Genomic DNA, 21,140 nt, shown 5'->3' on the forward strand with positions numbered 1-21,140 from the left:
GGGACCTGCGGATTAACAGTCCGTCGCTCTACCGACTGAGCTATTGGAGAATCTGATGCGCATTTTATGGATGAAATCTAAAAGCGTCAATAAGAATATTAAAGAAAATGAATCGTTTGCTTGATTAATATGCTTTTGTTGTATTAAAAATAAAAAAACCACCCAAAATAGGGTGGTTTTTATAAAGAAATAAAATTATTTCTCTACGCCTGCTGGTTGGCCTGCAAGTTTTGCATTTGCATAGTCCCAGTTCACTAGGCTTTCTAAGAAAGTTGCGATGTATTTAGGACGTAAGTTACGGAAATCGATGTAGTAAGCATGTTCCCATACGTCAATTGTTAATACAGCAATTTGACCATGTGCAAGTGGAGTGTCTGCATTAGAAGTTTTAGTAATAGATAATTTACCGTTTACTTCGTCAGCAACTAACCAAGCCCAACCTGAACCGAATTGAGTTGTTGCCGCAGCAGCAAATTCTTCTGCAAATTTTTCGTAGCTACCAAAAGCTTCTTCAATTTTAGCAGCGATTGCGCCAGTAGGTTTACCACCACCATTTGGCTTCATAGAATTCCAGTAGAATGTATGGTTCCAAACTTGAGCAGCGTTGTTGAAAATACCAGCTTTAGATGCATCACCAGCAGTTGCTTTGATGATTTCTTCTAAAGTTTTACCTTCAAGGTCAGTTCCTTTGATTAAGTTGTTTAAGTTAACAACATAGGTATTGTGGTGTTTATCGTGATGGTATTCTAAAGTTTCTTTACTGATATGTGGCGCTAAATCATCATAGCCATATGGAAGTGCAGGTAAAGTAATGGTTGTCATGTTCCTATTCCTTGCATTTGCTGGGTTATACAATATTAAGTGGCTCTATTGTAAATGATTCTGTTCACAATAGGGCATCGTTTTAAAGAACTATACACAATAAAGATCTAATTAATACGCATAACACAGATTGAAAAAAAGACTTAATTAAATCGGATTATTCAATTCAAAATATTCACTTTCAATAGCGAACTGCTGTGAAATTGCTTGTGCCAATCGCTGAACTCCATAACGTTCAGTTGCATGATGACCACAAGCAAAATAGTGAACACCTAATTCTTTTGCTTCATAGAAAGTTCGTTCACTGACTTCGCCTGAAATATAAGCATCACAATTTTGCATAGCTGCTTTAGCAATAAAATCTTGAGCGCCGCCTGTACAGAAACCTACTTTTTGAATGCTTTGTTTTCCAGCGGGTAAATGAATCACCTTAAAATCAAAACTGTTTTGTAGTTTTGCTTTAAATTCATCCACAGAAAGTGCTTGCTCTAAATATCCAATATTACCAATCGGATGTTTCTCGGTTAAATCGAGTGGTTCTAAATTCTGTAAATTTAATTTCTCTGCAATGGCTACATTGTTGCCCAAAGTTGGGTGGGCATCTAACGGCAGATGGTAAGCGACTAATGAAATATTATTTTGAATGAGTTTTTTAATGCGGTTACCGCGCATTCCTGTAATTGGGTACGGTTCACCTTTCCAAAAATAACCATGATGTACAAGTAATAGATCCGCATTTTGAGCAATTGCTGCATCAATCGCATCTTCGGAAGCAGTAACCGCACAAACGATACGTTTTACTTCAGTTGAACCTTCAATTTGCAGGCCATTTGGTGCGTAATCTTTAAATTCTGCTGCTTTTAAGGTTTGGTCGCACCACTGAATAATTTCATGCAAATTCGCCATGATATTTCCTGAATTGAGTAGTAAATAATTGCTAAAGCTATAGAAACATATTTTGTTGTGTAACTAAAGCTAGACAAATCTTTTTTGAGTTTTTTGTGTATATCGACATATTTAATTTAAAATGCTTAACTGAAAACTCTTTTTGTTCAATATATTAATTTAATTAAAAACTTCTTTTCGTAGAGGATATAAACGTGCGCCGCACCTTTACATGGTTACCTTGGGTGTTACTTATTATTGTAATTGCCAGTTTTATTGCATGGCAAAAATACCATCAACCGAAACCAACTGTTGCAGTTGATGGGGTACAAATGCCTGCCGAGAAAGTTGAGCCATTGGTTGATACTTCACGAACGGGCGGGGTGGTGTCTTATAGTGCTGCGGTAAAAGTTGCAGCGCCGGCAGTTGTTAATATTTTTACGACCCAGAAAGTTAAACAAAATCATCCATTGTTAAGTGATCCAGTATTCCGTGAATTTTTTGGAAATCAGGTTCCTGAACAACAACAGCAAAATGAAAATAGTTTAGGTTCTGGGGTTATTGTACGTGCTGATGGTTATATTCTTACCAATAATCATGTGATTGCTCAAGCTGATCAAATTGTAGTGGCATTACGTGACGGGCGTCGTGCGGAAGCAACGATTGTTGGAACAGACCCTGACACAGATTTAGCAGTCATTAAAATCGATTTAGATAAATTACCTGTGTTGCCATTTAAGCTCAGCGGTAATGAAGTGGGTGATGTTGTCTTGGCAATTGGTAACCCATTTGGCGTAGGGCAAACGGTAACTCAAGGTATTATTTCTGCGACTGAACGCTCTGATTTAGGCATTAATACCTATGAAGACTTTATCCAAACCGATGCCGCAATTAATCCAGGTAACTCAGGTGGTGCATTAATTGATGTTGCTGGTAACTTAATTGGGGTAAACACTGCTATTTTCTCTCAGTCGGGTGGCTCTTTAGGCATTGGCTTCGCAATTCCAGCTAAAATTTGCCAACAAGTATTAAACTCGATTTTGAAAGATGGTCGTGTAGTTCGTGGATGGTTAGGCATTAGTTTAGTACCGCCTACACAAGACGACGTATTGGCACCAAAACAGCAAATTGGTGTAGTTGTTGCTGATGTATTAAAAAGTGGTCCAGCAGCTTCAGCAGGTATAAAAGTTGGCGATAAGATTGTTCAAGTAAATAATGAACCAATCACATCGGCATCTCATTTGATTAATTACGTTGCATTACAAGCGCCTAATAGCGAGATTAATGTAGTGGTTGAGCGAGCTGGGAAGCAAGAAAACTTTGTGGTAACAGTTGGCGAAAGAAAAAACCAAAATAGTCAATCTCAATTTATACCGTTACCTAAACAGTAAAATAAAAAAAAGCCTCATCATGAGGCTTTTTTATTGGCTTAAATTAAGAATGTGTCGGTGTCTGATGTTGATGTTTGAACTCAGTTAAAGCATCAATGCGATATTGAATTAACATTTCGCCAATTTCAGCACCTTTAATGTTTTCAGGTAAATCCTGAACTTTAATAGAACGAACCACTTGCATTGCATCTAACATATATTGAGCTTGAGGATAGGGGCGATCTTCTAGACCTAGTCTTCCTCTAGCATCGCACTCACATGCCTGTACAAAAGCCTCGACTCTTTCAGGACGGCGTAATACATCAAGGCGTTGTAATAAACGCCATACTGTTCCTGGTTTTAAAGACATAATCTGATGACATTTTAAATGCTCTTTACACACCGATAATGCCAACTGTCGAGTTTGAGTTGGAACTTTTAAACGTTCGCATAGTTCGGTAACTGGTTTCACGCCACGCTCTTCATGCATGATATGGCGCGGAAGTTCGTTAACTGGCGTTAATGCTTTACCCAAATCATGTACTAAAACAGCAAATCGAACATCAAGCGAGTAGTTTGACTTACACGCTTGTTGTAAAGACATTAGGGTATGTATGCCGCAGTCTACTTCAGGATGATATTCAGGACGTTGTGGTACACCAAACAATGCGTCAATTTCAGGAAAAAGATGTTTTAACGCACCGCAATCGCGTAATGTCTGAAAATAAATATCTGCATGATCTTCTAAAAGCGCACGCGAAGTTTCTTTCCACACACGTTCTGGTGTTAATGCATCAAGTTCACCTGATTCAGCCATCGTTTGCATGAGTTGTAAGGTTTCAGGTGCAATATGAAAACCATATGCAGAATATCGAGCTGCAAAGCGTGCGACACGTAAAACACGTAAAGGATCTTCAGCAAAAGCTTCTGAAACATGTCGTAAGGTTTTATTTTCTAAATCAGTCTGACCGCCATAGGGGTCATATAATTTGCCATCTTGATCCATTGCTATGGCATTGATGGTTAAATCACGGCGAATTAAATCTTCTTCTAAACTTACTGTGGTATCAGTAAAAAATTGAAAACCGTGATAGCCCTTACCGGACTTTCGCTCAGTACGTGCAAGTGCATATTCTTCTTTCGTTTCAGGATGAAGAAACACAGGAAAATCTTTGCCTACAGGTTGAAAACCTTGGGCGAGCATATGTTCAGGTGTTGCTCCGACCACAACATAGTCTTTTTCTTGATAGGGATGCCCAAGTAGAGAATCTCGGACGGCACCACCTACTAAATACACTTGCATGAAAAAACCTCTATTCTTCAAGCAATCATGCTACAGAATAGAGGTTTTCTCAAGTCATTAGACAGGCTTTTCGTAAAAAGCTCTTTCTAAATTACTTTTCTTGTTGTTGGATTTCCGCAACAGTTAAAGCAGTCATATTGATAAGACGACGAGTCGTTGCTGTCGGTGTCAAAATATGAACAGGTTTTGCAGCACCTAACAAAATTGGACCAATAGTAACGTTGTTACCAGAAGTCGCTTTCAACAAGTTAAATGAAATATTTGCTGCATCTAGGTTTGGCATAATGAGCAAGTTTGCAGAACCTTTAAAACGTGAACCAGGGAATGCAAATTGACGAATATTTTCGTCTAATGCTGCATCACCATGCATTTCACCTTCAACTTCAAGCTCAGGAGCTTGCTCAGATAAAATACGATAAACTTCACGCATTTTTTGAGCACTTGAATCAGTTTGGTCACTACCAAAACTTGAATGAGAAAGAAGTGCTACACGTGGAGTAATACCAAAGCGACGTACTTCTTCAGCTGCCAAAATAGTCATTTCAGCAAGTTGTTCAGCAGTAGGATTAGTGTTTACATAGGTATCTGCAATGAACAAATTACGATCTTCAAGCATTAATGCATTTAATGTGAAGAAGTTATTCATGCCTTCTTTAAGACCGATAACATTGCGTACAAAGTCAAGGTGAATGTTATAGCTACTGTAAGTACCACATAACATACCGTCTGCTTTACCGAATTTAACCAGTAGAGATGCAATTAACGTTGAACGGCGGCGAGCTTCACGTTGAGCATATTCAACAGTGATGCCTTTGCGTTGCATTGTTTGATAGTAATCTTTCCAAAACTCTTCATACATCGGGTTTTGTTCTTGATCAACAATCTCAATATTTACGCCATGTTGTAAACGTAGGCCTAATTTTTTGATATTCGCTTCAATTACAGCAGTACGACCTACTAAAATTGGTTTAGCTAAATCTTCATCAACAGCAATTTGTACTGCACGTAATACGCGCTCGTCTTCACCTTCCGCATATGCAATACGCTTTGGATCAGCTTTTGCTTGAGCAAAAATTGGTTTCATCAAGAATGCAGAGTTATATACAAACTCAGACAATTTTTGACGATATACAGCGAAATCTTCGATAGGACGAGTTGCTACACCTGAGTCCATTGCAGCTTTAGCAACTGCTGGTGCAATTTCTAAAATTAAACGTTGATCAAGTGGGCGTGGAATTAAATAATCACGGCCAAATGAAGCAGATTTTTCACCATATGTTGCTGCATCAGCTTCAACATGAGCCATACGCGCAATTGCATGTACACATGCAATTTTCATGTCTTCATTAATCGTAGTCGCGCCAACATCAAGTGCACCACGGAAAATGTATGGGAAACATAATGCGTTATTTACTTGGTTTGGATAGTCAGAACGACCAGTTGCCATAATGACGTCAGAGCGTACTTCATGTGCATGTTCAGGTAAAATTTCTGGATCTGGGTTTGCCAAAGCAAAAATAATAGGGTTCTCAGCCATCTGTTTCACCATTTCTTTGGTGAGAATACCGGCAGCAGAAAGGCCCAAGAACATATCAGCGCCAGCCATTACTTCATGAAGCTGAGATGCTGAAATATCTTGAACATAACGTTTTTTAGATTCGTCTAAGCCTTCACGTGAAGTGGTTAATAGACCACGAGAATCGGCAACAATGATATTTTCTTTTTTAGCACCAAGCGCACAAAGCAAGTCTAAACATGAAAGAGCTGCTGCACCTGCACCTGAAGCTACAATTTTAATTTCATCAATTTTCTTATTTACAAGTTGCAATGCATTGAGCAAAGCTGAACCTACAATAATACTTGTACCGTGTTGATCGTCATGGAATACAGGAATTTTCATGCGTTCACGAAGTTTCTTTTCAATATAGAAACATTCAGGCGCTTTAATATCTTCGAGGTTGATACCACCGAAAGTTGGCTCAAGAGAGGCAACAATATCTACAATTTTATCTGGATCGTTTTCTGCAATTTCGATGTCAAATACATCTACACCAGCAAACTTTTTGAAGAGAACGCCTTTACCTTCCATTACAGGTTTAGAAGCCAATGGGCCAATATTACCTAAACCAAGAACAGCAGTACCGTTAGTTACTACAGCAACCAAGTTTCCGCGTGCGGTATATTTAGCAGCAGTTGAAGGATCACGTTCAATCTCTAAACATGGCGCAGCAACTCCGGGTGAGTAGGCTAAAGCCAAATCTCGTTGGTTGACAAGTTGCTTACTTGGGGTAACGCTGATTTTCCCTGGGTTTGGATATTCATGGTAATTTAAAGCGGCCTGTTTTAAAGATTGATCGTCCATCTGAGTCTCTATTTGATACAAAAAAGCAAACTAGTCAAATCACTCATTCAGGGGAGAGGCAACTCAGTTCTTTTACTATGCTTTAATTTTTACCAATTAAGAGAATAGTAGACGAATTGCCAATAGCCCTGTAGTGAGCTAAATGCTAAAGAATATAACACTACTTCTTTATTTCTCACAGTCAAAAACGCTCATTTTTGGAAAAAGCAGCATATGTAAAAATAGAGAGTTGGAACAATTAATAAATATGCGAATCTGTTTGTAGATAAGGAATAATCTGCTCAGCTGGGATAGGGCGGCTAAAGAAATAGCCTTGTAAAAAATCACATTGCTGTTTTTGTAGATAGGCAACTTGTTCTTCTGTTTCTACACCTTCGGCAACCAATTTAAGACCCATACTTTTACCCATTGCAATCATGGCATTTACAATCGCTTCTTGTTTGTGATCACCAATTTTAGAAATGAAAGCACGGTCAATTTTTAGTACATCAATTGGATATTCAGTTAGGTAAGCCAAAGAGGAGTAACCTGTACCGAAGTCATCTAAAGCAATTGAAATATCTCGTTGTTTTATTGCATGTAATAGCGTTTTGACGTTATCTGTATTGTCTAATAAAGCCGACTCAGTAATTTCAAGTTCAAGATCAGAACCTTGTATATTATATTTTTGCAAAACTTCATCTAGATCATTAAGTAATAAGCCACGATGTATTTGCTGAGCGACAATATTTACAGAGACTTGAACATTTGTGTAGCCCGCGTTTTTCCATTCTTGTAATTGTTTTCCAACTTTATCTAAAACGACTTTACCAATATCTGAAATCAGGCTACTACGCTCAGCAAAAGGTATAAACATATTTGGCATGACTAATCCTTTTTCAGGATGTTGCCAACGTATTAATGCTTCAAAACCTATAATAGATTGGTCTAGTAGATTAATTTTGGGTTGGTAATAAATGACAAATTCATCATTTTGAATGGCTTTACGTAACTCTTGTTCTAAATCAGCAGTTTTATATGGATGTTCTGCTTTATTGCAATAGTAAGAAATGGTGTTGCCCCCTAAGCGCTTTGCTTCTGAAAGTGCTTGTTCTGCATGGTTATTAAGATGGTCAATTTGTCGGCCATGCTCAGGAAAGCATGCCACACCGATAGATGCTGTAATAAAATATTCGTGATTATCAATATAAAAAGGTGCATTGAGCGCTTGCAGGATGTTTTGGCAATATTGCTCAATATTTGGATGAATTGGAGAGATTTCATAAATAATTGCAAAATCGTCACTATTTAAATAGGCAACCAAAATTGCATTAATATTGATTAAGCGTAATCGTTGCGCGAACTGTTTAAGAAGTTCATCACCACTATCATTATTTAAAAATTCATTAAAAGCGCGAAAGCGGTCAATGTTTACTCGTATCAGTGCTAAATTTTTAATGTTATATGAAGGGTTTACGAGATATTGATGTAATTGATTGTAATAGTAAAGACGATTAGGCAAGTGGGTGAGACTATCGTAATTTTTTAAATAGGAGAGATGTTGTTCCTGACGTTTTTGCTCAGTGAGGTCACGTGCAAATCCAATATAATTTGTAATTTGATGGAACTCATCTTTGACCACATTGATGTGTAACCACAAATAGACGCTTTTGCCAGAACTAAACTTTTCATCGAATTGACCCATATATTCCCCAGTTTCGAGGAGCTGTTGGGTAATTGAGGTATGAAATTGTTGTTGTAATTCTTTTTGATTAATCGCAATGCTAAATAATTCTTTATTTAGAAGTTCTGATTTAGAAAATCCAGTTAATTTTTCGTAGTAAGGGTTAATATCAATATAGTTCAGGTGTTCATCTAAAATGAATATGCCTTCTGCTGCTTGTTCAAGCACAATTGCCGATAGTCTTAAGTGTTCTTGATCTTTTTTCTCTTGATGTATATCTCGGGTCATCCCAACCATACGAAGCGCTTTTTGTGTTTTGGGATCTCTGGTAATGACACGACCTACATCATGAATCCATCGCCATGAACCATCTCGACGTAAAATCCTAAAATTGATATTAAAATGATCTGTAATTCCTTCCAGATGTTGTTTTAAACGCTCATTAAACAGTTTCTTATCGCTTGGATGTACGCGGTCTAAAATAGTATTGAGATGAATAACGGTCGTTTGAGTCTGCTTTTGTTGATCGAAAAAGGTAATTTCTAATTTTTGATTTTCAATATCCCAGTCCCAAGGTCGAATGCCAGCCGTTTCATTTGCAAAAGCTAAATTGTAGTGATGGCTTTCGAGTTGCTCATTCATTTTAGTGAGATCGTATGTGCGTTCACGTACCTTTTGTTCTAGTAAATGGTTATTAAATTGGAGTTGGGCTTCAATATCTTTCGATTTATTCACTTCTTGTTGAAGTTGTACACATAGCTCTTCAGCCCACTGGGTATGTTGTTCTGAAATTTGAATGAGCTGTTTATTTCTAAATAATAGTTGAGAAATTTTTTGATAGTTACGTTGAGTTGCGTATGCACAGAGTATGGTAGCTATGAAAGCGATGTTATAGGCGAAATAAAAAGGCAGTTGAGTAATGGGTGTATGTGTAAATTGAGCGATTAATAGGGGTAATGTACTGGGAATAAATAAGAGATAAAAGTATCGAGGTTGTTGCGTTAAAAAAGTCAGTCCAATGATATGGGCAGAAGTGATAAATAAAGCAATTAAAATATGAGCATCTGGTAGGGTAACTAGTTCTTGAGGAAGATAAAAATGAATAACCGTAACGGTTGCCCCTAATAAAACTCCTGAAATAAAACAAATACTTTGTAAGATAAGATCAGCTTTTTTAATAAAATTAATAGTACGATAGTGCGTTAAAATATTTGGAACAAATAATAGGCAGATAAGAGATGCAATAGTGAGGCCCATGGACCAGTTAAATATTGTTATTGAAGATAAAAAATAATAAGAAAAAATAGCGTATGAGATGAGACATAGCAGTATTAAGCTAACTAAATACCAGCGTATATATTGAATTGAAAGTTTTAGCTGCTCAATTTTTGTTTGATGCTGTAAATATTCTTCCTGAAGCCCAGACATAAGATTTTTCTATCCTATTTTTTTACATATATACAGAAAGAATCTGATTTATCAGTGATAAAGAATTTGAAATTTTATTCATACAATAAAAGTAAATTAACTTTAAATAGCGATTTAATCAATGTTCAATGAACTTAGGTGGATAAAAACCGATAATTTAAAATAGATAAGGCGACAACTGGCGCAGTTTCTGTACGTAAAACACGGTCACCAATACACCAGTTCATAAAACCAGCTTGATTGGCTTGAGTAATTTCATTCTCGCTTAAACCGCCTTCTGGTCCAATTAACAAGGCAAGTTCAGGTTGTATGCCTGCTAATACATCTTTTTGTTCTTTTTCTGGTGCTAAAACAAATTTAGATTGAGGAAGTTCTGAAGAACTTAACCATTCATTAAGAGAGATAGGTGCTAATACTTCTGGGACTAAGTTCAAGCCACATTGCTCACAGGCTGCAATTGCAACAGCTTGCCAGTGATCTAATTTTTTTTGATCTCGGTCATACTTTAAACGCATTTCACAGCGGTCGCTTGTAAGCAACTGAATTTGACTTACACCAAGTTCAGTGGCTTTCTGAATGGCATAATCCATTCGGTCACCTTTACTCATGACCTGACCAAGAACTGCTTTAAATGGGGCATTACGGTTATTAGGGTTGAAATTCTTAATTGTGACAAACGCATTTTTTTTATTAATTTCGCTCAGTGTCGCGAGATATTCGCCACCTTGGCCATTAAATAGAGTCGCTTGTTCTTGTAATTGTGCGCGTAAGACACGCACCCAATGATGAAATACTGATTCAGTTAGTTGAATAGTTGAACCAACTGTAAGTTCAGTTTCGATAAAAAAACGATTCATTGGGTACGCCTTACAAAATTAATTTAAACCAAGATCAATAACGAGTTGACGAGTTGGTTCGACTTGATTCATTGAATAGAAATGTAAGCTTGGTGCACCACCTGCGATTAGGCGTTCACATAGCTTCACAACAACTTCATGACCAAAAGCTTTAATACTCTCGCTGTCATCGCCATAGGCTTGTAATTGTTTACGGATCCAACGAGGAATCTCTGCACCAGTACCATCAGCAAAGCGAATTAAATTGCTGGCATTGGTAATCGGCATGATGCCAGGAGCTACCGGAATATTAACTCCAGCTTTTTCCAGACGTTCAATAAAATAAAAGTATGAGTCTGGATTAAAGAAGAATTGTGTAATTCCTGCATTAGCGCCAGCTTGTACTTTTTCAATAAAACGTTGGATATCTGAATCAAGGTTTTCAGCTTGAGGATGCATTTCAGGATAAGCTGCAACTTCAATATGAAAATGATCACCTGAATGCTCACGAATAAAACGTACTAAATCTTGAGCATAAGGAAGTTCGCCAAGCCCGACTTGACCAGAAGGTAAGTCACCGCGTAAAGCGACAATACGGTTAATGCCTTGGGTTTTATATAAATCTAGTAACTCAGCAATACGCGCTTTATCATCACCAATGCATGAAAGGTGAGGTGCAACTGGTGTACCTTTACCATTGAAATCGTCAATAGCAGCAAGAGTACGTTCGCGAGTAGAACCACCAGCACCATATGTAATCGAGAAAAAATCTGGATTTAATAGTTGTAATTCTTGATGAACAATACGAAGTTTTTCAGCACCGGCATCAGTTTTCGGTGGGAAAAACTCAAAAGAAATGGGTATACGTTTAGTCATGTCAAATCCTTGTAAACAGCGAAACAATATTTTTAGAAAAAAGGGCAGGCGGTTCACCGTCTGCCCTTAAGTTCTTAGTATTTGTAAGCGTCAGACTTGAATGGTCCCTCAACAGCAACACCTAAATAGCCAGCTTGCTCTTGAGTTAATTGAGTAAGTACACCACCAAAACCTGCAACCATTGCCGCAGCAACTTCTTCGTCAAGTTTCTTAGGAAGAACTTCTACACGAATTTTTGCAGTTTTTTCGTTTGCAGGAAGGTCAGCAAATTTCTCTTGGAATAAGTGAATTTGACCTAATACTTGGTTAGCAAAAGAACCGTCCATCACGCGTGATGGGTGACCAGTTGCATTACCTAGGTTTACAAGGCGACCTTCAGAAAGAAGAATCAGGTAGTTGTTTTCGTCTTCTGAACGATAAACTTGGTGAACTTGTGGCTTCACTTCAACCCACTTGTAACCACGTAAATAAGCTGTGTCGATTTCTGTGTCGAAGTGACCGATGTTACATACAACTGCACCAGCTTTTAAGCTATCTAACATTGCAGCATCACATACGTGGTAGTTACCAGTAGTCGTTACAACAAGGTCAGTGTTGCTAAGTAAGTCTTGGTTAATATCTTCTTTTTTGCCTGTTTGTACGCCGTTTTTGTATGGAGATACAACTTCGTAGCCGTCCATACATGCTTGCATTGCACAAATTGGATCAACTTCAGTTACACGAACGATCATGCCTTCTTGACGTAAAGATTGAGCAGAACCTTTACCAACGTCACCGTAACCGATCACAAGCGCACGACGACCAGACAAAAGCATGTCAGTTGCACGTTTGATTGCATCATTTAATGAGTGACGGCAACCATATTTGTTGTCGTTTTTAGATTTAGTAACTGAGTCATTTACGTTAATTGCAGGTACTTTCAAAGAACCGTCTTTCCACATTTCGATAAGACGTTGAACACCTGTAGTAGTTTCTTCAGTAATACCGTGGATGCGTTCTAAAAGAGCAGGGTATTTTTCATGAACAAGAGCAGTTAAATCACCGCCATCATCCAAAATCATGTTGGCATCCCAAGGCTGACCATTAACATTCACTTGTTGTTCAAGGCACCATACATATTCTTCTTCAGTTTCGCCTTTCCAAGCAAAAACAGGAATACCACGAGCAGCAATTGCAGCAGCAGCATGGTCTTGAGTCGAGAAAATGTTACATGAAGTCCAACGAACTTCAGCACCCAATTCAACAAGCGTTTCAATAAGAACCGCTGTTTGAATGGTCATGTGAATACAACCAAGGATTTTTGCACCAGCAAGTGGTTTAGACGCTGCATAACGTTTACGTAAACCAATTAAAGCTGGCATTTCTGCTTCAGCAAGTTTGATTTCTTTACGACCGTAGTCAGCAAGAGAGATGTCAGCAACTTTATAATCTGTAAATGAAGCATTAACCGCGTTCATCAGGATCTCCTAGGGAAAAAATAGTATGGATCGTTCTGTTCGCGGATGCCGTTGTTGGTTAAAACGAGTGTTTAACCGATTGTCGAGCCTGGCAAACTGATCTTTAGTGCCGATCATTTGTCGCAGCATCCCTCGACTAGCGAAACATTGTACTTGGAAAAGCTTTTAGTGCCAATCCAGTTTTGTTTATTATCTGCCTAATTATCCTTATAGATTCAAATTATGGCAGTAAATATTCCCCAGGCTCTAGCAAACCTCGAAGCAAACTGTGGTGTTTTTGCGGTTTGGATGGTGCTTCAACATCATGGATTACAAATTGATGTTGCTGAGTTGATTAAAGTTTGCCGACACGACGAAGGGGGTACCTATACTATTGCCTTAGCCGTTGCATTAAAGAAATTAGGATTTAACGTGTCATTTCATTCAGATGAAGATCCTAATATTAGCCCAAGTGAACGAATGAGCTATAAAGAAGCAAAGGTATTGAAAATACCGACAGGGTCTGCCTTGAGCTATCAAGATATTCAAGCTGAAATTCAAAATGGCAAAATGGTGATTGTCTATTACGATACTTTAGAAGGTGTTGGAAATCAGTCTCTCATCTATTCTATTGATCCAAAAGAAATCTGCTTTTTTGATAATTTTGAACCGATGTCAGCAGCAGTTTTTGAAAAGCAACGTCAAGTAGAAGGGATTTGTCGTCAGGCTATCGTGATTGATGACCGTAATTTTCAGATACATTCGACTAAATTGAATTAGATTAAAAAGAGCCAGTAGTCTGCTGGCTCATATTGAAATTATTTTTGTTGATATTCTTGAATCACTTCTAAAGCAGCGCGAAAAGCTTCTTGAGTAGCAGGTGCGCCACAATATGGAAGGCTGTGCAATAAAGTTTCTTGAATCTCTTCAACTGTACAGCCATTGTTAAGTGCACCACGAACATGGCCTTTGAGTTCTGTGGGTGACTTAAGTGCAGTTAACATTGCCAAAGTAATTAATGAACGATATTTACGTGGTAATACGCCTTCACGCTGCCAAGTCGATCCCCATGCATGCTCGTTAATCCAGTCTTGTAAAGGCTGGGTAAAGGGTATGGTGTTTTCTTGGGCGCGTTTTACAAAAGCTTCTCCCATCACTTCTGTGCGAACTTTTAATCCATTTTCGTAATCTTGCTTAGACATTAATTTCTCCTAAAAATAAAAGCGTCGATTGACGCTTTTATGGCTGTTTATTAATTAATGCGAATCAAGTGTGATTGCAATAGTGAATTAGTGGAGGCATCAGTCACACAATTTGATGAGGGTTCGACAAAGGAAGATCCTTATTTAAATCTTCATCAAATACATCTGTAAGCATGCTATCGAATCGAATTGCATTATATTGCAATAATTGTTGAGCTTCACTTTCAGTAATAAAACCTTCTTTTATCGCTTGTTGAATATTCTCTTCGAAAGTAAGTCCTGTAAATTTGCCTTTAGATTCAGCTTTTTTAAACTTATCCCAAAGTGGCTCAAGGGTTCGTAGAATTTGGAATGTATGTTCTAAACGTCCAGTCACATCATCGGCTTTAGTTGAATAAAATACGTGATGTTTAAGCTGCTCTCTAAAAGGATGCTCTTGCATCATAAGTTCAGCGACTTGCTGTTTTAACTCATCGTCAGGTTTTGAAATAACACGGCCAAGAGGGAAACAGATCCATTTTACAAATGCCGCTGGAAGTTTAGCTGGGAAGTTTTCAAATAATCCCCAAAATGCTTCCTGAATATTCAAGAACGCTTTTTGTAGAGCTAATTTAGCGTGAAGTTGTTCGGCTTCAGTTTTTTGGCCAGCTTCATAAAATTTTAAAATCGCAGTAGAAATAAAGAGGTGCGCGTGAATATCTGCCAAGCGTCCTGATAACATTTCTTTGCGTTTTAAGTCGCCTGCAAGTAAACCAAGTGACATATCCGAAACAAGCGCGAAGTTGGCACTAAAACGGTTAATCGTCTTATAGTAACTAGCAGTAAATTGATCTACTGATTGAGGAGCATCATTTGAACCACCAGTCCAACCATAAGCAAATGATTTTGCCCCACGGTTAAAGGTATAGGCTAAATGTTTAAATAACAAATCATCGAATTTTTGAACCGCATTAGCTTTATCTTCAGATTGAAGGAGTTGTAATTCTTCAAATAGATAAGGATGACAACGCATTGAGCCTTGACCAAAAATCATCAATGAACGGGTCAAAATATTTGCGCCTTCTACCGTAATTGCAATTGGAATTGCTTGATAGGTAAGGGCAAGGAAGTTACGTGGTCCAAGTTGAATTGCGCGCCCTCCAGCAATATCCATTCCGTGATTGACGACTTTACGCATCGTTTCAGTTGCATAATATTTTGCCATGGCAGTCATTACAGCAGGTGTTCCACCTTGATTGAGGCCACATGTCACTAAATAGCGGAATGCTTCAAGCATGTAGGCATCGCTGGCAATTTCACTGGTCGCTTCTTGTACGCCTTCAAATTTACCGACTGAAATATTGAACTGTTGACGAATTTTCGCAAAAGCACCAACGGTTAAATAGCTCATTTCACCTGCTGCTGTTGCTAAAGCTGGAAGGGAAATACCACGGCCAACACCTAAGCACTCCATTAGCATTCGCCAGCCTTTGCCGGCATTTTCTTGCCCACCAATAATCCAGTCAATAGGAATAAAAACATCTTCTCCTTCTACGGTTCCGTTCATAAATGGAGAACCTGGAAAATGACGCGCTCCTATTTTCACACCTGCATGACTGGCAGGAATGAGGGCACAGGTAATTCCGTATTCTGTTTTGTTTTTATCGCCGAGTAACCCTTCAGGGTCATATAGTTTAAATGCAAGACCTACGACTGTGGCAATTGGCGCAAGGGTAATCCAGCGTTTAGAGAAATTCATACGGAGCCCAAGAACTTGAGCACCTTCATGTTCGCCGTAGCAAACAACGCCCGAATCTGGAATCGCACCAGCATCGGAACCCGCTTCTGGACTGGTTAAACCAAAACATGGAATTTCCTCACCTTTAGCAAGGCCCGGTAAATATTGTTGCTTTTGAGCATCGGTACCGTAGTGCATGAGTAGCTCACCCGGTCCCAACGAATTTGGAACCATACAACTCACTGCAGTGGTGAGTGAGCGTGAAGCAATTTTGCTCATAATACGGCTTTGCGCAAATGAACTAAACTCTTTGCCGCCAAAGGATTTTGGAATAATGAGGCCTAAAAACCCTTTGTCTTTAATAAATTGCCAAACCTCTGGTGGAAGATCTTTTAAGTGATGATGAATTTCCCACTCATTGAGCATGCTACAAAGTAGTTCAACTTCATTGTCTATAAAACTTTGCTCTTCTTCTGACAACGTTGGGTAGGGATAATTTTCAAATTGGGACCAATCGGGTGCCCCCATAAACAATTCTTTTTCCCACCAACTGGTACCTGCTTCTAAGGCCTCTTGTTCAGTCGTACTGATGCTCGGCATTGAGTTTGCTAATGTTTTATATGCAGGTTTAGTAATCAGGTTAAAGCGTAATGGTGCAAATAAAATAATGATACTAAGGGCAATGAGGGGAATACCTAAAATGAGAGCCCATGGCGTTAATATGAGTGCAGTAAATATAGCTACCGCAATCGTAATTACACTACCAATGATTCGGTTTAGGTTAAAAAAGAAAATTGCCCATATTGCAAAAAGCTGAATGACAACGCTTAAAACAAAGAGTAGGAAAATCATACTTGCTCCTTACTAGCTAAGCCCTCAAGTTAGAAGTTACGAAAAAGCGAGGAGAGATTTAAGGCTTAACTAGCTAATTTTAATGCTGTTTAAATTTAATTTTTTATATCGCAATTGATGTATATGCTAGAGCAGGGATATATCGTACTTTTAGGTATAAGATATTTTTCTGTGAAAGTGTAATGGCTTGTTTTATCGATTTGTCAAGAAATGTTATTGATTTTCTTATACAAATAAAAAGCCCTCTGTGTTAGAGGGCTTTTATAGAAATTTAATTTATTAAGCTTCGACAACCTGTACAGCGATTTTTTTAGCTGGATCTACTTTACGACGAACTTCTGGTACTGGTTCACCATGGTATTGACGATCAGCAAAATAACTTGAACGAACCATTGGTGCAGACCAAATATTTCTAAAGCCAAGTTTGCGGCCATGCTCTGCATAACGTTCAAACTCTTCTGGCGTTACAAAGCGGTCGATTGGCGCATGTTGTTTAGACGGCTGTAAATATTGACCAATCGTCACATAGTCAACATCGTGAGCACGTAAGTCATCAAGCAATGCAATAACTTCTTCTTCAGTTTCACCAATACCGACCATCAAACCACATTTTGTTGGGATATCTGGGCAGTATTCTTTAAACATTTTTAATAAGGTTAAAGAGTGTTGATAGTCTGAACCTGGACGCATTGCTTTATATAGACGAGGCACAGTCTCAATGTTGTGGTTAAATACGTCTGGCGGACATTCAGTCATAATGCGTAAAGCAATATCCATACGTCCACGGAAATCCGGTACTAAAATCTCAAGCAATGTCGTCGGGCTAAGCGCGCGAGCTTCTTTAATACAGTCCACAAAGTGTTGCGCACCGCCGTCAAGCAAGTCATCACGGTCAACTGAAGTAATTACTGCGTACTTGAGTTTCAAGTTAGAAATGGTTTCTGCCATGTGGCGAGGTTCGTCAGCATCGAGTGCATTTGGACGACCATGTGCTACATCACAGAAAGGACAACGGCGTGTACAAATATCGCCCATAATCATGAATGTTGCCGTACCGCCACCAAAACATTCTGGCAGGTTAGGACAAGCAGCTTCTTCACAAACGGTATGGAGTTTTTGAGCACGTAAAGTCGTTTTAATACGCTGAACTTCTTCTGGTGCCGTCATCTTGACACGAATCCAGTCAGGTTTACGCGGCACTTCAACCGTAGGTACAACTTTTACAGGAATTCTTGCGACTTTTTCTGCGCCACGAAGTTTTACACCCTGTTCAGGTTTACGGTGTTCTGACATATCTAACTTTTCCACTCGTTTATAGAGACATTGACATTGTATTATAGCGAAGTTCTTCAGTTAATAGCGGAAAATAACTATTCATATAATAAATGTGGCTATTCAGAAATATAGGGTTGAGAAATACATAAATTCACCGCATATTAGTCATAATCTATTATAAAATATGGTCATTCAAGAGAGGAAGGAGCTTTCAATGCCACGTAAAAAAGAGGTCGTTAGTGGGAATTTCGTTAAATACGATGCGGTAGTTCTCGGTTCTGGACCTGCGGGTGAAGGCGCGGCAATGAAGCTTTCAAAAGCTGGTAAGCGTGTTGCAATTGTAGATGTGCGTGATCAACTTGGTGGTAACTGTGCACACGTAGGAACGATTCCAAGTAAAGCATTACGTCAAACAGTTTCTAGTATTATTCGCTATCAGCGTGATCCAATGTTTCAAAAAGTAGGTGAATGGAAGCAGTTCACCATGAAACAGGTTTTGCGTAATGCACATAAAGTGATTCAACAACAGGTTGATACACATACACGTTTTTATGACCGTAACAAGATTGGTGTCTTCCACGGTCGTGCATATATTCAAGATAAAAATACAGTCTTAGTCTTTAGCCATGAAGGCATTAAAGAGACAATTATCTGTAAGCAAATCGTGATTGCGACAGGTAGCCGTCCTTATCATCCGCAAGGTCTCGACTTTGATCATCCTCGCGTGTTTGATTCAGACAAGATTCTTGATCTTGATTATTCAATTCAGAAAATCATTATTTACGGCGCGGGCGTTATTGGCTGTGAATATGCCTCAATCTTTATTGGTCTAGATCATAAAGTTGACTTGATCAATACTCAGCAAAAACTATTAAGCTATTTAGATGATGAAATTGCTGATGCTTTGTCTTATCACTTACGTGAACAAGGTGTGTTAATTCGTCACAACGAACAAATGGATCATCTTGAAACGTTTGATGATCATGTTGTTTTACACTTACAAAGTGGTAAAAAGATTAAAGCTGATGCCATTCTTTGGTGTAACGGCCGTTCAGGTAACACAGAAGGCTTAGGTCTTGAGAACGTTGGACTAGTTCCAAACAACCGCGGTCAGCTTTCAGTAAATGATCAATATCAAACAGAAGTTGAAAACATCTATGCTGCTGGTGACGTGATTGGTTGGCCATCACTTGCTTCTGCTGCTTATGACCAAGGGCGCTGTGCTGGCGCAAACATGAGTGGTGAAGATGCGAAGCCAGTACGTGACATTCCAACTGGTATCTATACCATTCCTGAAATCTCATCAATTGGTAAAAATGAACAGGAATTAACGGAAGAAAAAATTCCGTATGAAGTGGGTCAAGCTTCTTTCCGTCATTTGGCTCGTGCACAAATTACCGGTGATACAGTAGGTGAGTTAAAAATTCTTTTCCACCGTGACACTATGGAAATTTTAGGTATTCACTGTTTTGGTAATAACGCTGCCGAAATTATCCACATTGGGCAAGCAGTTATGCACAGCCCAAACAATACCTTGAAATATTTCGTTGAAACGACATTTAACTATCCAACAATGGCTGAAGCATATCGTGTAGCTGCACTTAATGGTATGAATCGTTTGTTTTGATTTTAAATAAGTTTACAATAAAAAAGCCTGCAAATTTGCGGGCTTTTTTATTTTCATTAGATCATAGGTTTTTTATATTTTTATGACAATCCAAAGGATGATTTTAGCTTTTCATCATACTAGTGTGGGCAAAATGCTTGGTTAAAATATTCAAATAAATCTGGTGTTTGTTTCCATAAAATTATAGAAAGCACCAAAAGCGTGACTAGGATAAAAGTCATAATTGTTTTCAAAAGTAAGGCATTATGCGTCATGAATAACAGCCTCCTCATTCACAAAGAAGTGTACGATCACACCTACTATACTTAATGCTATAGAACATAGCCAAATTGCATTGTAATTACCTGTTAAGTCATGATTAACACCACCAAGCCAACCGCCAAAGAAAGAACCGACTTGATGGGTGAAAAACACAATGCCGCTCAGCATTGAAAGATATTTAACGCCAAACATATTTGCCACAATGCCGTTCGTGAGCGGAACAGTAGAGAGCCATAAAAGGCCCATAATAATTCCAAAAGCATATACCGTATAAATGCTTAAAGGTAATAACAAAAAGGCAATGATCGCGATGCCACGGCTACCGTAAAGCGCCATTAATAATTTAGGTTTTGAGAAGCGATCTCCTAACCAGCCAGCACCATAAGTCCCCACAATATTAAATAGTCCAACTAGTGCCAGAAACACAGTTCCTGTAGCTGCATCAAAGCCGTGGTCGATTAAATAGCCGGGTAAATGTACACCTAAGAAAACAACTTGGAATCCACATACTAAGAAACCTAAAGCTAACCACCAAAAGGGTTTATGTTTTCTGGCAATATTCAGTACTTGTTTAAATGTGAGCTGAGGTTGTGCAATTGCTTTTGGTGTTTGATTGCTTGGTCCTTTTAACATCCATGCAAGCGGAATAATAAGAGCAATTAATAGCGCACTGACCATTAGGGCAGCTGACCATCCAACATTCTTGAGTAAGAGAAGGGTAGATGGCAGCATAATAAACTGACCGAAAGAGCCTGCTGCACTTGCAATCCCCATTGCCATACTTCTTTTTTCTGGAGGGGCAGCTCGGCCTACTGCACTAAGTAAAACTGTAAAGGAGGTGGCTGATAAAGCTAAGCCGATAATCAATCCTAGGCTTAAATTTAAGATTAAGATGCTTGAACTAAAAGCCATTAACAGTAAGCCAAGGGCGTAAAGTAATCCGCCAACAGCAACCACAATTTTACTGCCATATTTATCTGCGATTGCGCCAGTAAAAGGTTGAACTGCACCCCAGATCAGGTTCTGCATGGCGATTGCAAGACTAAAAACATGTTGGCCCCAGCCAAACTCATGGCTCATTGGGACCAAATAAAGTCCAAAACCATGCCTAACACCTAAAGAAAGAGCCAAAATAAGGGCACTACCAATCAGCATATAGATAAGTGGCTGGGAAAAGTTGTGAGCAGTTTTAGTCATCGTTAATGGAAAATTATAATAATGTGGT

15 protein-coding genes are annotated in these 21,140 nt (G+C 38.7%); 3 read left to right on the forward strand and 12 right to left on the reverse strand.

All coding sequences use genetic code 11. The features are described from left to right. Window positions 1–195: 195 nt before the first annotated feature. Window positions 196–822 (reverse strand): superoxide dismutase, encoded by a 627-nt coding sequence (locus ODQ17_RS03665; RefSeq protein WP_003650584.1) that lies wholly within the window; start codon window positions 820–822, stop codon window positions 196–198. Window positions 823–969: 147 nt separating this feature from the next. Beyond that, window positions 970–1,728, reverse strand: a complete 759-nt coding sequence (locus ODQ17_RS03670; RefSeq protein WP_151827038.1) for a Nif3-like dinuclear metal center hexameric protein — start codon at window positions 1,726–1,728, stop codon at window positions 970–972. A gap of 194 nt (window positions 1,729–1,922) precedes the next feature. Here ODQ17_RS03670 and ODQ17_RS03675 point away from each other — a divergent pair, with 194 nt between their 5' ends. Further along, window positions 1,923–3,098: a S1C family serine protease gene (locus tag ODQ17_RS03675; RefSeq protein WP_004790970.1), complete on the forward strand. Its 1,176-nt coding sequence runs from the start codon at window positions 1,923–1,925 to the stop codon at window positions 3,096–3,098. A 43-nt stretch (window positions 3,099–3,141) separates the two neighbouring features. Here the strand turns inward: ODQ17_RS03675 and ODQ17_RS03680 are convergent, their stop codons facing one another. The 6 genes from ODQ17_RS03680 to ahcY form a co-directional block, all read right to left on the reverse strand. Further along, a complete protein-coding gene (locus ODQ17_RS03680; RefSeq protein WP_005307166.1) occupies window positions 3,142–4,380 on the reverse strand; it encodes a multifunctional CCA addition/repair protein in 1,239 nt (412 codons plus the stop codon). Window positions 4,381–4,471: 91 nt separating this feature from the next. Continuing rightward, window positions 4,472–6,742 carry an NADP-dependent malic enzyme gene (locus ODQ17_RS03685; protein ID WP_107882723.1) on the reverse strand — a complete coding sequence of 757 codons (2,271 nt, stop codon included), beginning with the start codon at window positions 6,740–6,742 and terminating at the stop codon, window positions 4,472–4,474. A 238-nt stretch (window positions 6,743–6,980) separates the two neighbouring features. Continuing rightward, a complete protein-coding gene (locus ODQ17_RS03690; RefSeq protein ID WP_322901803.1) occupies window positions 6,981–9,833 on the reverse strand; it encodes an EAL domain-containing protein in 2,853 nt (950 codons plus the stop codon). Between the two features lie 134 nt (window positions 9,834–9,967). After that, window positions 9,968–10,690: a 16S rRNA (uracil(1498)-N(3))-methyltransferase gene (locus ODQ17_RS03695; protein ID WP_322901805.1), complete on the reverse strand. Its 723-nt coding sequence runs from the start codon at window positions 10,688–10,690 to the stop codon at window positions 9,968–9,970. Between the two features lie 18 nt (window positions 10,691–10,708). Beyond that, complete coding sequence (metF, locus tag ODQ17_RS03700; protein ID WP_322901807.1) at window positions 10,709–11,545, reverse strand: methylenetetrahydrofolate reductase [NAD(P)H]; 837 nt, start codon at window positions 11,543–11,545, stop codon at window positions 10,709–10,711. A 74-nt stretch (window positions 11,546–11,619) separates the two neighbouring features. Continuing rightward, the gene (gene ahcY / locus ODQ17_RS03705) at window positions 11,620–13,002 is read right to left on the reverse strand and encodes an adenosylhomocysteinase (protein ID WP_322901808.1); all 1,383 of its coding nucleotides are present in this window, start codon (window positions 13,000–13,002) and stop codon (window positions 11,620–11,622) included. Between the two features lie 222 nt (window positions 13,003–13,224). On the opposite strand from ahcY, the gene ODQ17_RS03710 reads away from it, so the two are divergent. Next, window positions 13,225–13,761, forward strand: coding sequence for a cysteine peptidase family C39 domain-containing protein (locus ODQ17_RS03710; protein WP_322901809.1), 537 nt, complete (start codon window positions 13,225–13,227; stop codon window positions 13,759–13,761). A gap of 38 nt (window positions 13,762–13,799) precedes the next feature. On the opposite strand, the gene ODQ17_RS03715 is transcribed toward ODQ17_RS03710, so the two are convergent. The 3 genes from ODQ17_RS03715 to lipA form a co-directional block, all read right to left on the reverse strand. After that, window positions 13,800–14,183: a carboxymuconolactone decarboxylase family protein gene (locus ODQ17_RS03715; RefSeq protein WP_250375370.1), complete on the reverse strand. Its 384-nt coding sequence runs from the start codon at window positions 14,181–14,183 to the stop codon at window positions 13,800–13,802. A gap of 103 nt (window positions 14,184–14,286) precedes the next feature. Next, a complete protein-coding gene (locus tag ODQ17_RS03720) occupies window positions 14,287–16,752 on the reverse strand; it encodes an acyl-CoA dehydrogenase (protein ID WP_322901810.1) in 2,466 nt (821 codons plus the stop codon). A 279-nt stretch (window positions 16,753–17,031) separates the two neighbouring features. Further along, window positions 17,032–18,045, reverse strand: coding sequence for a lipoyl synthase (gene lipA, locus ODQ17_RS03725; RefSeq protein ID WP_003650609.1), 1,014 nt, complete (start codon window positions 18,043–18,045; stop codon window positions 17,032–17,034). A 196-nt stretch (window positions 18,046–18,241) separates the two neighbouring features. Between lipA and sthA the strand changes: the two genes are divergently transcribed. After that, entirely contained in the window at window positions 18,242–19,654 is a 1,413-nt protein-coding gene (sthA, locus tag ODQ17_RS03730; RefSeq protein WP_004790990.1) for a Si-specific NAD(P)(+) transhydrogenase, read from the forward strand. 243 nt (window positions 19,655–19,897) lie between these two features. Here sthA and ODQ17_RS03735 read toward each other — a convergent pair whose 3' ends face one another. Next, window positions 19,898–21,112: an MFS transporter gene (locus ODQ17_RS03735; protein WP_174729285.1), complete on the reverse strand. Its 1,215-nt coding sequence runs from the start codon at window positions 21,110–21,112 to the stop codon at window positions 19,898–19,900. Window positions 21,113–21,140 lie beyond the last annotated feature (28 nt).

Origin of the sequence: Acinetobacter sp. IRS14 (assembly GCF_034650275.1) — a bacterium.
GTDB lineage: Bacteria > Pseudomonadota > Gammaproteobacteria > Pseudomonadales > Moraxellaceae > Acinetobacter > Acinetobacter oleivorans.

Excerpts from the sequence above, each read along its gene's own strand:
- ODQ17_RS03665 (WP_003650584.1), bottom strand. The coding sequence starts at position 822 with ATGACAACCATTACTTTACCTGCACTTCCATATGGCTATGATGATTTA.
- ODQ17_RS03670 (WP_151827038.1), bottom strand. The coding sequence starts at position 1,728 with ATGGCGAATTTGCATGAAATTATTCAGTGGTGCGACCAAACCTTAAAA.
- ODQ17_RS03680 (WP_005307166.1), bottom strand. The coding sequence starts at position 4,380 with ATGCAAGTGTATTTAGTAGGTGGTGCCGTCCGAGATTCTCTACTTGGG.
- ODQ17_RS03685 (WP_107882723.1), bottom strand. The coding sequence starts at position 6,742 with ATGGACGATCAATCTTTAAAACAGGCCGCTTTAAATTACCATGAATAT.
- ODQ17_RS03690 (WP_322901803.1), bottom strand. The coding sequence starts at position 9,833 with ATGTCTGGGCTTCAGGAAGAATATTTACAGCATCAAACAAAAATTGAG.
- ODQ17_RS03695 (WP_322901805.1), bottom strand. The coding sequence starts at position 10,690 with ATGAATCGTTTTTTTATCGAAACTGAACTTACAGTTGGTTCAACTATT.
- metF (WP_322901807.1), bottom strand. The coding sequence starts at position 11,545 with ATGACTAAACGTATACCCATTTCTTTTGAGTTTTTCCCACCGAAAACT.
- ahcY (WP_322901808.1), bottom strand. The coding sequence starts at position 13,002 with ATGAACGCGGTTAATGCTTCATTTACAGATTATAAAGTTGCTGACATC.
- ODQ17_RS03710 (WP_322901809.1), top strand. The coding sequence starts at position 13,225 with ATGGCAGTAAATATTCCCCAGGCTCTAGCAAACCTCGAAGCAAACTGT.
- ODQ17_RS03715 (WP_250375370.1), bottom strand. The coding sequence starts at position 14,183 with ATGTCTAAGCAAGATTACGAAAATGGATTAAAAGTTCGCACAGAAGTG.
- ODQ17_RS03720 (WP_322901810.1), bottom strand. The coding sequence starts at position 16,752 with ATGATTTTCCTACTCTTTGTTTTAAGCGTTGTCATTCAGCTTTTTGCA.
- lipA (WP_003650609.1), bottom strand. The coding sequence starts at position 18,045 with ATGTCAGAACACCGTAAACCTGAACAGGGTGTAAAACTTCGTGGCGCA.
- sthA (WP_004790990.1), top strand. The coding sequence starts at position 18,242 with ATGCCACGTAAAAAAGAGGTCGTTAGTGGGAATTTCGTTAAATACGAT.
- ODQ17_RS03735 (WP_174729285.1), bottom strand. The coding sequence starts at position 21,112 with ATGACTAAAACTGCTCACAACTTTTCCCAGCCACTTATCTATATGCTG.